13 protein-coding genes and 1 tRNA gene are annotated in these 12,337 nt (G+C 71.1%); 10 read left to right on the forward strand and 4 right to left on the reverse strand.

The genetic code is table 11. From position 1 onward, the window contains the following. Positions 1-14: 14 nt before the first annotated feature. The 3 genes from cyoA to MKK84_RS18490 all read right to left on the reverse strand — a co-directional run bounded on the left by cyoA (position 15) and on the right by MKK84_RS18490 (position 5,085). Positions 15-1,205 carry a ubiquinol oxidase subunit II gene (cyoA, locus tag MKK84_RS18480; protein WP_243922263.1) on the reverse strand — a complete coding sequence of 397 codons (1,191 nt, stop codon included), beginning with the start codon at positions 1,203-1,205 and terminating at the stop codon, positions 15-17. Between the two features lie 203 nt (positions 1,206-1,408). Further along, complete coding sequence (locus MKK84_RS18485) at positions 1,409-2,743, reverse strand: MFS transporter (RefSeq protein ID WP_243922265.1); 1,335 nt, start codon at positions 2,741-2,743, stop codon at positions 1,409-1,411. 155 nt (positions 2,744-2,898) lie between these two features. Further along, positions 2,899-5,085: a glycosyltransferase family 2 protein gene (locus tag MKK84_RS18490; protein ID WP_243922267.1), complete on the reverse strand. Its 2,187-nt coding sequence runs from the start codon at positions 5,083-5,085 to the stop codon at positions 2,899-2,901. A 435-nt stretch (positions 5,086-5,520) separates the two neighbouring features. On the opposite strand from MKK84_RS18490, the gene MKK84_RS18495 reads away from it, so the two are divergent. The 5 genes from MKK84_RS18495 (at position 5,521) to MKK84_RS18515 (ending at position 7,211) form a co-directional block, all read left to right on the forward strand. Further along, positions 5,521-5,595 (forward strand) — tRNA-Val (locus tag MKK84_RS18495). A 98-nt stretch (positions 5,596-5,693) separates the two neighbouring features. Next, on the forward strand, positions 5,694-5,963 hold the full coding sequence (locus tag MKK84_RS18500; protein ID WP_243922269.1) for a hypothetical protein: 270 nt from the start codon (positions 5,694-5,696) through the stop codon (positions 5,961-5,963). Next, positions 5,954-6,175: a hypothetical protein gene (locus MKK84_RS18505; protein WP_243922271.1), complete on the forward strand. Its 222-nt coding sequence runs from the start codon at positions 5,954-5,956 to the stop codon at positions 6,173-6,175. The genes MKK84_RS18500 and MKK84_RS18505 overlap by 10 nt, the downstream gene beginning before the upstream one ends. Positions 6,176-6,240: 65 nt before the next feature. Continuing rightward, positions 6,241-6,750, forward strand: coding sequence for a hypothetical protein (locus MKK84_RS18510; RefSeq protein ID WP_243922273.1), 510 nt, complete (start codon positions 6,241-6,243; stop codon positions 6,748-6,750). Then, positions 6,747-7,211 (forward strand): hypothetical protein, encoded by a 465-nt coding sequence (locus MKK84_RS18515; protein ID WP_243922275.1) that lies wholly within the window; start codon positions 6,747-6,749, stop codon positions 7,209-7,211. The genes MKK84_RS18510 and MKK84_RS18515 overlap by 4 nt, the downstream gene beginning before the upstream one ends. A 13-nt stretch (positions 7,212-7,224) precedes the next feature. Here MKK84_RS18515 and MKK84_RS18520 read toward each other — a convergent pair whose 3' ends face one another. Further along, a complete protein-coding gene (locus tag MKK84_RS18520) occupies positions 7,225-7,479 on the reverse strand; it encodes a hypothetical protein (protein WP_243922277.1) in 255 nt (84 codons plus the stop codon). A 223-nt stretch (positions 7,480-7,702) separates the two neighbouring features. Here MKK84_RS18520 and MKK84_RS18525 point away from each other — a divergent pair, with 223 nt between their 5' ends. The 5 genes from MKK84_RS18525 (at position 7,703) to MKK84_RS18545 (ending at position 12,234) form a co-directional block, all read left to right on the forward strand. Beyond that, positions 7,703-7,840, forward strand: coding sequence for a hypothetical protein (locus tag MKK84_RS18525; RefSeq protein ID WP_243922279.1), 138 nt, complete (start codon positions 7,703-7,705; stop codon positions 7,838-7,840). A 91-nt stretch (positions 7,841-7,931) separates the two neighbouring features. Beyond that, positions 7,932-8,255 (forward strand): hypothetical protein, encoded by a 324-nt coding sequence (locus MKK84_RS18530; RefSeq protein ID WP_243922281.1) that lies wholly within the window; start codon positions 7,932-7,934, stop codon positions 8,253-8,255. Positions 8,256-8,364: 109 nt separating this feature from the next. Continuing rightward, positions 8,365-9,144 (forward strand): SDR family oxidoreductase, encoded by a 780-nt coding sequence (locus MKK84_RS18535; RefSeq protein ID WP_243922283.1) that lies wholly within the window; start codon positions 8,365-8,367, stop codon positions 9,142-9,144. Positions 9,145-9,243: 99 nt separating this feature from the next. After that, positions 9,244-10,527, forward strand: coding sequence for an amidase (locus tag MKK84_RS18540; RefSeq protein ID WP_243922285.1), 1,284 nt, complete (start codon positions 9,244-9,246; stop codon positions 10,525-10,527). 903 nt (positions 10,528-11,430) lie between these two features. Next, positions 11,431-12,234 carry a class II aldolase/adducin family protein gene (locus tag MKK84_RS18545; RefSeq protein ID WP_243922287.1) on the forward strand — a complete coding sequence of 268 codons (804 nt, stop codon included), beginning with the start codon at positions 11,431-11,433 and terminating at the stop codon, positions 12,232-12,234. Positions 12,235-12,337: the final 103 nt, after the last annotated feature.

Here is a 12,337-nt window from a genome sequence, read left to right on the forward strand (position 1 = left end):
CGGGTTCAGTCGAATCATTGGTTGAGCTGCTTGGGGGCGATCTGTCCGCCCTCGCTCTGGCCCTCGCCGGAGCCCTTGCCCTGGCTGTCGGGCCCCTTCTGACCCCGGACATCGGGGTTGCCCATGTCGGGCCGCGGCTTCATGCCCTGGGGCTGCGTCTGGCCGTGCGGGCCGGTCTCGGAGGCCGGCGCCGTCGCGCCCGGCGCCTCAACACCGCGCTCGGCCAAGCGGTTGTCGTATTGCAGCCGCTTGTAGTTGGCCTCGGCCTCCTCGCCGGACGCGCCACCCCTGGCGTCGATCTTGGTCATCTCGCCGACGCACATCTGGTCGGGCCGGGGGCACATGCCGATGATCCGGTCGTAGAGGCCCTTCATGTAGGACTTGTAGTAGCGCGCCGGCTCGGCCTCGCTCGGCTCCTCCAGCTTCAGGTAGGCTTCCTGGGTCAGCTCGCCGCCCTTGGCCTTGGTCTGCGCGACCCACTGGTCGAAGCCGTCGTTGGTCTTGCCGTGGAACTTGAAGAACATGTTGGAGAAGCCGGCGCCGCTGTAATGGGCCGAGCGGCCCTCCCAGGCGCCCTCGCGGTTGATCACCGCGTGGAGCTGGGTCTGCATCCCCGGCATCGCGTAGACCATGCCGGCGAGCGTCGGCACGTAGAACGTGTTCATCACGTCGGTGGCGGTGATCTTGAAGCGGATCGGCCGATCGACCGGCGCCGCGACTTCGTTGACCGTGGCGATCCCGTATTGCGGGTAGAGGAACAGCCACTTCCAATCCATCGCCACCGCCTCGATCTCCAGCGGCTGGGTGCCCGCCGGGACGTCGCGCTTGGCGTCGAGCTTGCTCAGCGGCCGGAACGGATCGAGGGTGTGGGTCCCGATCCAGGTGAGCGCGCCCAGCGCGATGATGATCATCAGCGGCGCCGTCCAGATCAGCACCTCGAGCTGGGTCGAGTGGTGCCATTCCGGATCGTAGACCGCGTCCTCGTTGGTGGCGCGGTAGCGCCACGCGAAGATCAGCGTGAAGGCGATCACCGGTACGATGATCAAGAGCATCAGCCCGGTTGCGGCCAGCACGAGGTTGCGCTGCTGCTCGGCCACGTAGCCGGCCGGGTGCAGGACGACCATGTTGCAGCCGCCCAGAAGGGTCAGGAGAGGTAGGGCAAGGAGCGGCAGGAGGCGCCGCCCACGGCCGATCCGGGCTCGCACGATGTCGATCCTGTCCGCTCGATGGGTCGTAGAGGTCACAGCACGCGTCTCGTCATCCCATGCCGCTTGCGCGGCGCTTCTGCCAAGCCGCTCACGCGGCGCGTCCGATATGCCGCTCGCGCGGCGCTCCTGCCGTACCGCGCGAAGCGGCATTCCTGTCAGCCGTCGGGGGCCGCGCGACCGGAGCCGCGGGGCCGGACCGGCTACATCTGGCGCATTTCCGAGCGATCGAAGAACAGCGCCACGAGGCTGCAGACCGCCCCCGAGAGGAGGTAGACCCCGATCATCGCCAGCCCGTAGCGCTGCGACAGGAACAGCGCCACGAGCGGGGCGAAGCCCGCCCCGAGCAGCCACGCGAAGTCCGAGGTCAGCGCGGCACCGGTGTAGCGGTAGTGGTTGCCGAGGCGGGCGCTCACCGCACCCGCGGTCTGGCCATAGGCCAGGCCGAGCAGCATGAAGCCGATCGTGACGTAGATCGTCTGGCCAATCGCGCTCTCACCGAACAGGAGCGGCGCGATGATGCTGCCGAGGGCGAAGAAGCCGATCAGCGAGCTGCTCATGATCAGGCTGTTGCGGCGGCCGATCTGGTCCGCGATCAACCCGGAGGCGGCGACCGCGCCGGCGCACACGATGGCCCCGGAGAACTGCACGATCAGGAACTCGCCCGGCGAGCGGGTATTGGTGTTCATCAGCGCCAGCCACGCGATCGGGAAGATCGTCACGAGGTGGAACAGCGCGAAGGCGGCCAGCGGTACGAAGGCGCCGCGGACCACGTCGCCCGCATGGTGCCGGAACAGCTCCAGCGCCGGGACCGGGCGCAGCCGGTCGAGGTCCATCATCCGAGCGAATTCGTCGGTGGCGACGAGGCGCAGCCGGGCGAACAGGGCGACCACGTTGATCGTGAAGGCGCAGTAGAACGGGAAGCGCCAGCCCCAGTCGATGAAGTCGGCCTCGTCGAGGTTGACCAGGAAGAACGCGAACAGGGCGCTCGCCACCATGAAGCCGAGCGGCGCGCCGAGCTGCGGGATCATCGCGTACCAGCCGCGGCGCTCGCGCGGCGCGTTCATGGCGAGCAGCGAGGCCAGCCCGTCCCAGGCGCCGCCCAGCGCGAGACCCTGCAGGATCCGCAGACCGGCGAGGATGTAGACCGCCGAGATCCCGATGCTGTCGTAGCGCGGCAGGAAGCTCACCGCGGCCGTCGAGCCGCCGAGCAGGAACAGGGCCGTGGTCAGCTTCACGCTGCGGCCGTGGCGCCGGTCGATCGCCATAAACAGCACGGTGCCGATCGGGCGGGCGATGAAGGCGAGGGCGAAGATCGCGAAGGCGTAGAGCGTGCCCTTGAGCGGATCGACGAAGGGGAAGAACACCTTCGGGAAGACCAGCACGCAGGCGATGCCGAACACGAAGAAGTCGAAGTATTCCGACGCGCGGCCGATCACCACGCCGATGGCGATCTCGTTCGGGTGGACCTTGTGGTCACCCATTGCCTGCTGGGCGTCGCGCTCGAGGCCCGTGACCGTCGGGGAATTCGCACTCATCTCTGATTGTCACCCTCGCCGCGCGCTCGTTTGAGCGCCATGGCCGGAACCGCCTCTTGCGGCATGTCCAGAGGTATCGCAACCGGCTTCGGACGCAAGTTCACCCACTGACGCATGCATGGCACCGTCCACGCCCACCGAGCCGGGGCGGCCGCTCAGACGCGGTAGTGCGCGGAATTCCGTGACAGGTTGATGTTGTAATACGGGTCGGCGCGCAGCTCCGGGCCCCAGCGGTCGAGCATGGTGAGCACCTCGCCCTCGAACCGCTTCTGCTTCTCGGGCGTGTCCTCGGCCCCGCGGCTCTTCGACTCGTGGTGAATCAAACGGGCGAAGGGCGTCCAGACGATCCGGTAGCCGGCCCGGCGGATCTTCAGGCAGAGGTCGACGTCGTTGAAGGCGACCTTCAGGGCGACCGCGTCGAAGCCGCCGACCTGCCTGAACACGTCGGCCCGCATGGCGAGGCAGGCGCCCGTCACGGCCGAGACCTCGTGGGCGATCACCATGCGGCAGAAGTAGCCCGGATCCGCGTCCGGCACGCCGAGATGGCTGTGGCCGGCCACGCCCCCGATCCCCAGCACGATGCCGCCGTGCTGGATGGTCCGGTCCGGATAGAGGAGCTTCGCCCCGACCGCGCCGATCTCCGGCCGGACCGCGTGGCGGACCATCTCGGTGAGCCAGTCCGGCTCCAGCACCTCGATGTCGTTGTTGAGGAACAGCAGCACCGGCCCGGTGGCGGCCGCCGCACCCCGGTTGGAGAGATCGGAGAAATTGAACGCCCCCGGCACCGGTACGACGCGCACCCGCGGATCGTCGCGGTAGCGGGCGAACAGGGCAGCGGTCTCGGGCTCGCGGCTATCGTTGTCGAGGATGATCACCTCGATATCGGGGTAATCGGTCGCGGTCAGCAATCCGTCGAGGGTCACCGACAGGATCTCGGCGCGGTCGCGGGTCGGGATGATCGCCGAGACCCGGGGCGGCGGCGCCGGCAGGGGCCGGATCAGGCGGTTGAAGCCGTTGGGGCCGGGCTCCGCCCGCCCGCCCCATGGGGCCACGACCTCCTCCAGGGCGCGCAGGCGCGCGGCCTCGGCCCGGGCGAGCGACCGGTCCGAGAAGGTGCCGGAGCCTTGCGCGGCGCGCCAATGGTAGAGCACCCGTGGGATGTGGCGGATGCGGGCGGGGTCGAGGCCGTCGGTCAGCCGGAGCAGCAGGTCGTGGTCCTGGCTGCCCTCGAAGCCGGGGCGCAGGCCGCCGACGGCGCGCAAGGCTTCGGTCCGCACCACCGTGAGATGGTTGATGTAGTTCTGCGCGTAGAGCAGCTCGCGGTCGAAGCCCGCCTTGAAATGCGGGTCGAAGCGGCGGCCGCGCCCATCGATCTTGTCCTCGTCGCTGTAGATCAGCACGAGGTCCGGGTCTTGACGCAGCGCCCGGGCGACCTCGTAGAACGCGTCCACGGTGAGCACGTCGTCGTGGTCCATGAAGGCGCAGACCGCGCCCCGGGCGAGGCCCAGTGCATCGTTGGTCGCCCGGGCGATGTGGCCGTTCTCAAGCCGGGTCAGGACGCGGATGCGCGGATCGGCCTCGGCCGCCTGGGTGAGAATCTTCGGGATCGCGGGGCGCGTCGAGGCATCGTCGACGACGCAGAGTTCCCAGTGGGGATAGAGCTGCGCGTCGAGCGAGGCGAGGGCGGCCCTGAGCACCTTCGGGTCGGGATCGTGGACCGGCATCAGCACGGAGATCAGCGGCGGATCGGCCCAGGCGGCGATCTCGGCGGCGATCCCGTCCCGCTCGGGCCGGCGCAGGGTGTGGGTGCCGAGCCACGCCTCGTAGCCCGTCACCCGCCGGTGGCGCAGGGCGCGGCCGAGGAAGCCCCGGGCCCGGACCTTCTTGCCGAGGACGCGCCAATAGAGGGCCTGCGCGGTCAGGGCCGGCTCGCGCAGGAGGCCGCGCCCGGCCAGGATCGGCCGGACGAGGCGGCGCAGGGCGATCCGGCGCAGCCGGGCCGGCACCCGTCCGGACGGGTCGGCGACGCGGAGTTCGACGACGTCCTCGGGCAGGCGGCCGATCCACGCGAAGGCGCCCCCGCCCCGCGCCTCCTGCGGCAAGAGCGAGCCCGGGCGCCCGTCAGCACCGACGAAGCTGATATCCGGGACGGTGTCGCGGCCCTCGGCCGGATCGTTCGCCAGGATGATCTCGACCCAGCGTCCCGCGAGCCCCGGCAGCGCCACGCGCAAGCCGTCCGCCGTCACCCGCGCCGACAGGGGACGGGGCTTACGCCCGAATCCGGTGACCTGCGCGGGCGGCAGACGGGAGGCGGGCATCTCGGAGCCCGATGCGGAGGCCATCAGCGCTGACTCTCGTCGGCCGCAGCGACGATCCCGCCCCCCGCGGATCCGAGTTCGTGGGTCGAATCACCCTGATCGTGGTCGAAGATGCAGCGCATGTCTCGAAGCATGAGGCGGCGGGCCGGCGCCCTGCGGCGCGGCCGGATGCCGGGCGGCAGGGGCATAGCGCATTTTGCCGAACCCGTGCACCTCGCACGGACCGGCCATGCGCGGCGTCTTCCAGCAGCGTCTTCCAAAAGACAGGTTCCGCTTGCGCCCCGGCCGGGCAGGGGCTATAGGCCCCGCCCACCGGAGCCCACACGGCTCCGGCCCGGGCGCATCGCTCAGCGGGAGGGCACTCCCTTGACAGGGGTGTCGGCACTCCTCATGAGCAGCCGAGAAGTCCGGGCTTTCTCGATGGCTTCCAGGTTCGATGAACCTGATCGCGGTCGATCAGGAGACGTAGCACAGCGGTAGTGCATTCCCTTGACATGGGAAAGGTCACAGGTTCGATCCCTGTCGTCTCCACCATTCGCCAGACGGTCGATCCGGCCGCGGCGCCTTGGTCCCAGGCTCGGCGAGCCTGACACGGGTTCAGCGAGCCGCAGCCGAAGGTTCGTAGGGCCGTCATGACCGACGAGCGCAGGCACTGGTTCTACGACAGCCGATTGCTCGTCTGCGCCTTCTGCCTGCTGCTGTTCGTTGCGATCTTCTGGCAGGTCAGCCGGTTCGAGGGCTTCCAGCCGATCTTCACCTGCGAATCCAAGAACGACATCGATCGCCTGCTGCTGACGACCGGGATGGATGCCTGCATGGGCAACGCCCATTCGCAGGACGACAAGGAGCGCTGCATGCGCACCGTCTATGTCCTCGCCTGCATGAAGGAGCGGTGGCGCTGACGGGCTCCGGGGCGGTCACCGCGCTGACCGGCCCGACCCACGCCGACCGCTGCCTGCGCCCGGAGATCGTCGTCCCGCCGGTCGCCCTCGAAATCATGATCCCCGTTCTGCCGCTGATGCACATTGCCAGGGCTGAGCGCGCGGCGTCGTGCGGAAACCCTGCACAGGCTCACGAACGCGCCAACATTCGCGTCGGATCGCCCCTGTTTTAACCCTTCGTTAACCATTTTTACCAGTTTAGTTGGATCAGATCCGGCCGATAGGGAGCAGAAGGTCCGTGAGCGAGCTGCAGAGGCTTCTGAACGACCCGCGCTTCCGGCCCGCGGAGAGACTCAAGCAGGAACTCGGCGCCGCGGCCGAAGCCGGACTCGGCAGCGTCCTGCGGGTCGTCTCGTCGATGCAGGATCCGGTCGAACTCCCGACGCCGGATCCGGCGCTGCAGGAATGGGACGGGCTGATCCACAGGGTCCAGGCCGCAGCCCGACAGGCGCGCGTGGTCGAGGCGCAGGCCCGGGAGCGGGAGGAGCGCATCGAGCACGTGCTGGAGCGGGTCCGGGAGGACATCAACGCCTCCAACGAGCGGGCCCGCATCGCGGAGATGCAGGCTCGCGACGTCCAGGTGCGCGCCGAGGCCCAGGTCATCGCCGCCGAGGAGCGTGCCAAGGCGGCCGAGGCCCGTGCCCGCGCCGCCGAGGAGCGCGCCCGGCACGCCGAGGAATGGCTCGGGCGCGTCCAGGAAGCGATCCTGTCCGAATTCTCCGACATGACCGACCAGGCCGCGGCATGAGCGGCGCGGCGTTCGCGGCGCGCGCCCCGGCCGCCTTCGGAGCCGCTGACGGCCGGAGCGATCCGATCGACCGGGTCGTGGCTTTGTTCTCCGGCCCAGCCGCGGCACCGGCCCCGGAGCCCGACGACTGGTCGGCCTCCCTGACGGCCGTGCGCGGCCTCGCGACCCGGGTGCGCAACCTTCAGACGAATGCGCGGGATTCGATGCGAGAAGCCCAGCGCTCGGTGCGGGAAGCGGAGGCGGCCGCGCGTGCCGCCGAGGATCGGGCGCTCCATGCCGAATCCCTGCTGCGCGAGGCTGTGGCCCGGGCGGAGCGCGCCGAGGCTCAGGTCCGCGCGGCGGCCGAGCGGATCGAGCGGGCGGAGGCCCAGACCGCCGAGGCGCGGGCGTGGCTGCGGCGCATGCACGAATGCATGGTCAGCGAGTTCGGCGCCCTGACCCAGGAACCGGCCCTGGCCTGATTCGGCCGGGGTCCTAGGCGAGCGCCGGAGCGGCCGCGACGTCGACCGCGTGCCGCGTCCAGGCGAAGGGATCGCCGGGGCCGTAATACACCGCGATCTCGAGCTGCAGGATCCGGATGCAGGCCTCGGACAGGTCCGGCAGCAGGTTGCGGCCCTGACCGTCGAGGACCGACGTGAGCGCGGGGAGCGGCCGGCCCTCCCGGTAGGTGACGAGCACCTGCGCCTCGGCATACGGGTCGAGCGGATCGATGCAGTAACGCGCCGTCATCCGAGCCCTCCTCGCGCCAGCCGCGAGGGTCGCCGGTAATACGACTCTGTAACATGCTGATGAAGCCGCCCACCCGGATCGCGGGGTGGACCGCCGCCGGGCGGGGTCGTCCCGCGTCCCGCGGCCCCCGGTCTCCGCAATGCGATCGATCGCCTTAAGCCCGCGCATACGCCCGCCGGGGCAGGGTGGCCGGATCGGTTCGCACTCCGCTGGCAGGATCGCCGTGACGCTCAGCATCGTCCTCAGTACGGCGCTTCCGCTCCTCACGGGGGTGGTGGCCCTGCTCTGGGCCGGATGGGTGGCGCCGGAGCGGGAGACGCTGCCCGACCTGTCCCGCCCCCGCGATCCCCGGACCTGGTGAGGGCGGCCGGCGCCGTTAAGGCCATGTTTACCCTGCCGCCACCCCGCCGCGTGGGGGCGAAACCCTCCGGGGGCGCGACTGGTTTTGAGGCATGACCCAGTTCACGCTTGTGGCTCCGGCTCAGCCGCTGCCCGCCGGACACGCGCGGAAACCCGCCGCGGCCCATCGCTTGGGGCGCCGGAGCGCCACGCTCGAGCGGCTCGCCCGCGAACTCGATCGGCCGGTCGAGACCTTCTTCACCGATGCGGTCGCGAACACCGAATCCCCGGGCGCGGAATCCCTGGACGCGGATGCCAGCGAGCTCCTGGCCCTGGTGCGCCACTGGCTGGCGATCGAGGATGGCCAGGCGCGCCGCCGCGTCCTCAGCCTCGCCCGCCAGGAGGCCGAGCGATCCGGCTTCCGGGCCTGCGCCTGAGCACGCGCGTCATCCCGAAAGGTGGTCTGCGGCTTTCGGGGGCACCCGGCCCTGCGCTATGACCCACGGGATGCCCCTGGGCGGGGGGCCGACTCGGGGAGGCTTCACGATGGATCTCGGCTTGAGCGGGCGCCGGGCGCTCGTCTGCGCGGCGAGCAGGGGGCTGGGCCGGGGCTGCGCCCTGGCGCTCGCCCGGGAGGGCGTCGCGGTGACGATCACCGCCCGGACCGCGGAGACTCTGGAGCGGACCGCCGACGAGATCCGCCGGGAGACCGGCGCCACCGTCACCGTCGTGGCGGGCGACATCGCCACCGAGGCCGGCCGGGCCGCAGCGCTGGCCGCCTGCCCGGAGCCCGACATCCTGGTCAACAACGCCGGCGGCCCGCCCCCCGGCGATTTTCGCGACTGGGACCGGGATGCCTGGATCCGGGCGCTCGACGCCAACATGCTAGCGCCGATCGCGCTCATCAAGGCGACGGTCGACGGGATGATCGACCGGAAGTTCGGCCGGATCGTCAACATCACCTCGTCGTCCGTGAAGGCGCCGATCGCGCATCTCGGCCTGTCGAACGGCGCCCGCGGGGGGCTGACCGGCTTCGTGGCGGGCCTCGCCCGGCAGGTCGTGCGGCACGGGGTGACGATCAACAACCTGCTGCCCGGCCCGTTCGACACCGACCGGATCCGCGGCAACGCCGGGGCGCTCGCCGCCAAGGCCGGCCTCAGCGTGGAGGCGTTCCTCGAAGCCCGCGCCCGGGAGAATCCCGCCGGCCGCTTCGGCGATCCCGACGAGTTCGGGGCGGCCTGCGCGTTCCTGTGCAGCCGGCACGCCGGGTTCATCACCGGCCAGAACCTGCTGATGGATGGCGGCGCCTATCCGGGCACGCTCTGAGGTGACCCGGGCGTTCGGGTTTCCCAAGGGCGAGCCCTTGGGCGGGTTCTCAGGGCAGAGCCCTGAGATCTCTGGTCGGCACAACACGCGGTGAGGACCATGAGCGTACGCGACACCCTCGAGGAGCGTCTGGCGCGGATCCGGACGGGGGACCCGGCGGTGTTCACCCGCCTCTACCCGGATTCCGCCCGGGCGGCGGCGGACGCGGCCGATGCCCGCCGCCGGGACGGGCTGTCCCTCGGGCCGCTCGACGGCGCGATCGTGTCGATCAAGGACCTGTTCGACGTGGCGGGCGAGACCACCACGGCCGGTTCGGTCCTACTCGCGGGGGCGCCCCCGGCCGCGTCCGACGCCCCGGTGGTCGCCCGCCTGCGCCGGGCCGGGGCGGTGATCCTGGCCAAGACCAACATGTCGGAATTCGCCTTCTCGGGCCTCGGGCTCAACCCGCATTACGGCACCCCCGGCAACGCCGCCGATCCGGCCCGCATCCCGGGGGGCTCGTCCGCCGGGGCCGGGGTCTCGGTGGGGCAGGGGACGAGCGACGTCTCGATCGGCTCCGACACCGGCGGCTCGGTGCGGATCCCGGCCTCCCTGAACGGCGTGGTCGGGTTCAAGCCGACCGCCCGGCGGGTGCCCCTGGCCGGCGCCTTTCCGCTCTCCTACGCCCTCGATTCCCTCGGCCCCCTGGCCCGGACTGTGGCCGACTGCGCCGCCGCCGACGCCGTGATGGCGGGCGAAGAGCCCGCGCCGCTCGACGCCTTTCCCGTCGCGGGCCTGCGGATCGGCGTGCCCCGGGGCCTGCTGTTCACCGAGACCGAGCCGCTGGTGGCCGAGGCGTTCGAGCGGGCGCTGGCGCGACTCTCGGCGACGGGCGCCCGGGTGATCGACCATCCGATCGACGATCTGCTGGCCGCCATGGATGCAGCGCTGCCGGACGGGTCGCTGGCGGCGATCGAGGCCGCCGCGATCCACGCCGACTGGCTCGACGCGCAAGCCGAAAGCTACGACCCGCGGGTCCACCGCCGGATCCTCGCCGGCCGGGCGGCCCCGGCGACGCGCTACATCCGGACGTTGCGCCGCCGCGCCGAGCTGATCGCGTCCCTCGACGGGCGGCTCGCGCCCCTCGACCTGCTGGCGCTGCCGGCGACCGCCACGACGGCGCCGCTCATTGCCCCGCTGGAGGCCGACGATGCGGCCTTCCTGGCGGCCAACCGGCTGATGCTGCGCAACACGGCCTTCGGCAATTTCTTCGATCTCACCGGCCTGTCCCTGCCGATGCCGGATCTCGCCCGGCCGGCGGGGCTGATGCTGCTCGCCCGCCACGGGCAGGACCGCCGCCTGCTGGCACTCGGCGCCGGGATCGAGGCGGTGCTGGCGGGGTAGGGGGCTGGCGCGGCGACACCTCTGGACCGATCCTGCCTCTTGCAAGGGATCCGAGACGCGCGTCCACGCACACCTCCGCGGCCCCGCGCGCTGCGCCGCCGGGGGCATGGCCAAACCCTGTTGTCACCGGGGTGACGCGGGACGCCGCGAAGCCCGAACACAACGTTGTCAAAGCCGGCTTCCCGGCGTCCCGCGGACGCCTGGGCCGGTTTCGACCCCTGCGTCCGATCCTGCATCCGGTGTCCGTCACGCGGGGGGCTCGAACCTACGCTAAGACCGCTGGGTTGCGCTGTGGCACCCCGGTGGCTTCCGAGCGAGCCTTCGTCGCACGCCCTCTCGTCGTGGAGAGCGCCGTAGACCTCCACACCGCCCAGGACAGGGTCGGCCTCTGGCCTGAACGACCGTGGCATTTCCTCCGCCGGCCGCCGCCCAGCCCGAGCCGGGGGTTGTCGAGTCCCGCGCCCGGGGCTGCCGCAGCCGACGGCAGACGCGGGCACCGCCCCACCGCCGCCGGCCCGGCGGCTGACCGGACCGACGCCCCGAAGCGTCTCACGACGCGTCGCGGCGGGGTGAGAGACTTGGAGCATGAATTAGGAATTTTGTCAAGATGAAGGATTGGGTGTCCTGCGCCGCACCCGCGCCTTCATCCTGAGTGCGCCGGAGCGCAGCGGAGGCTTCGAAGGAGCCCTCCAGCCAGCCGCGCCATCCCTGAAACGCTCCTTCGAGGCCCGCGGATGCGGGCACCTCAGGATAAGGGAGTGGGTGAGACACCGCGCATTGCCGACCGCCCCACCATAGTGCACCTTACGGCTGTCCCCCGGCTCGGCCCAATGCGCCGTCCGCCCGGGACCCCGGGACCGCCCGCGTCGCCCCGCGATCCCAAGCGCCACAGGGAGCCGTCGCATGAACGCAGCCTCACCCTCGCTCGTCGCGGACAACCACGAAGAGTCCGATCTCGCCGCCGAGATCCGAGCCATGCGGGTCGATCTCGCGGCCGCCTACCGGCTGATCCACCGGCTGGGGCTCGACGACAGCATCTACACCCACATCTCGGCGCGGCTGCCGGGGGGCGGGCACCGGTTCCTCATCAACCCCTACGGGATGCGCTTCGAGGAGGTGACGCCCGAAAACCTCGTCACCGTCGATCTCGACGGGCGGGTGATCGAGGATCCGATGGGGCTCGGCATCAACCCGGCCGGGTTCACGATCCACAGCGCCATCCACGCCGCCCGCCACGACGCGATCTGCGTGCTCCACACCCACACGGTGGCGGGCGTCGCGGTGTCCTGCCAGGAGGAGGGGCTGCTCGCCCTCAATCAGTGGTCGATGCAGTTCGCCGGCCGCGTCGCCTACCACGCCTATGAGGGCATCGCCCTCGACCTCGACGAGCGCCAGCGCCTCGTGGCCGATCTCGGCGACAAGCCCGTCATGGTGTTGCGCAACCACGGGCTGCTGACCTGCGGGCGCACCGTCGGCGAGGCGTTCCGGCTGATGCACAACATGGAGCGCTCGTGCCGGGCACAGCTCGCGATCCAGGCCGCGGGCGCGCCGGTGATCCGGCCCTCCGCCGCCGTCGCGGCCAAGACCGCCGGGCAATACGCCGCCGGCTACGACCGCGTCGTGGTCCAGGGCGCGCCCGACAACGAATGGGCCGCGTTCAAGCGGATGCTGGCGCGCACCGATCCGGATTTTTTCGCACAGGGCTAAGACCGAACCGCGATGAGCCCGACTCATCGCGGTTCGCCCGCGCGACGGTGCGGCGGCGGTCGTCCGCCGGGCGCGATGATCCCGACCCTGGGTCGGGATCATC

It is taken from the genome of Methylobacterium sp. E-065 (assembly GCF_022829605.1).
Lineage (GTDB): Bacteria > Pseudomonadota > Alphaproteobacteria > Rhizobiales > Beijerinckiaceae > Methylobacterium.

What these genes read in the sequence shown, in the direction of transcription:
- MKK84_RS18485 (WP_243922265.1), bottom strand. Translation starts at nt 2,743, where the DNA reads ATGAGTGCGAATTCCCCGACGGTCACGGGCCTCGAGCGCGACGCCCAG.
- MKK84_RS18490 (WP_243922267.1), bottom strand. Translation starts at nt 5,085, where the DNA reads ATGGCCTCCGCATCGGGCTCCGAGATGCCCGCCTCCCGTCTGCCGCCC.
- MKK84_RS18500 (WP_243922269.1), top strand. Translation starts at nt 5,694, where the DNA reads ATGACCGACGAGCGCAGGCACTGGTTCTACGACAGCCGATTGCTCGTC.
- MKK84_RS18515 (WP_243922275.1), top strand. Translation starts at nt 6,747, where the DNA reads ATGAGCGGCGCGGCGTTCGCGGCGCGCGCCCCGGCCGCCTTCGGAGCC.
- MKK84_RS18520 (WP_243922277.1), bottom strand. Translation starts at nt 7,479, where the DNA reads ATGACGGCGCGTTACTGCATCGATCCGCTCGACCCGTATGCCGAGGCG.
- MKK84_RS18530 (WP_243922281.1), top strand. Translation starts at nt 7,932, where the DNA reads ATGACCCAGTTCACGCTTGTGGCTCCGGCTCAGCCGCTGCCCGCCGGA.
- MKK84_RS18535 (WP_243922283.1), top strand. Translation starts at nt 8,365, where the DNA reads ATGGATCTCGGCTTGAGCGGGCGCCGGGCGCTCGTCTGCGCGGCGAGC.
- MKK84_RS18540 (WP_243922285.1), top strand. Translation starts at nt 9,244, where the DNA reads ATGAGCGTACGCGACACCCTCGAGGAGCGTCTGGCGCGGATCCGGACG.
- MKK84_RS18545 (WP_243922287.1), top strand. Translation starts at nt 11,431, where the DNA reads ATGAACGCAGCCTCACCCTCGCTCGTCGCGGACAACCACGAAGAGTCC.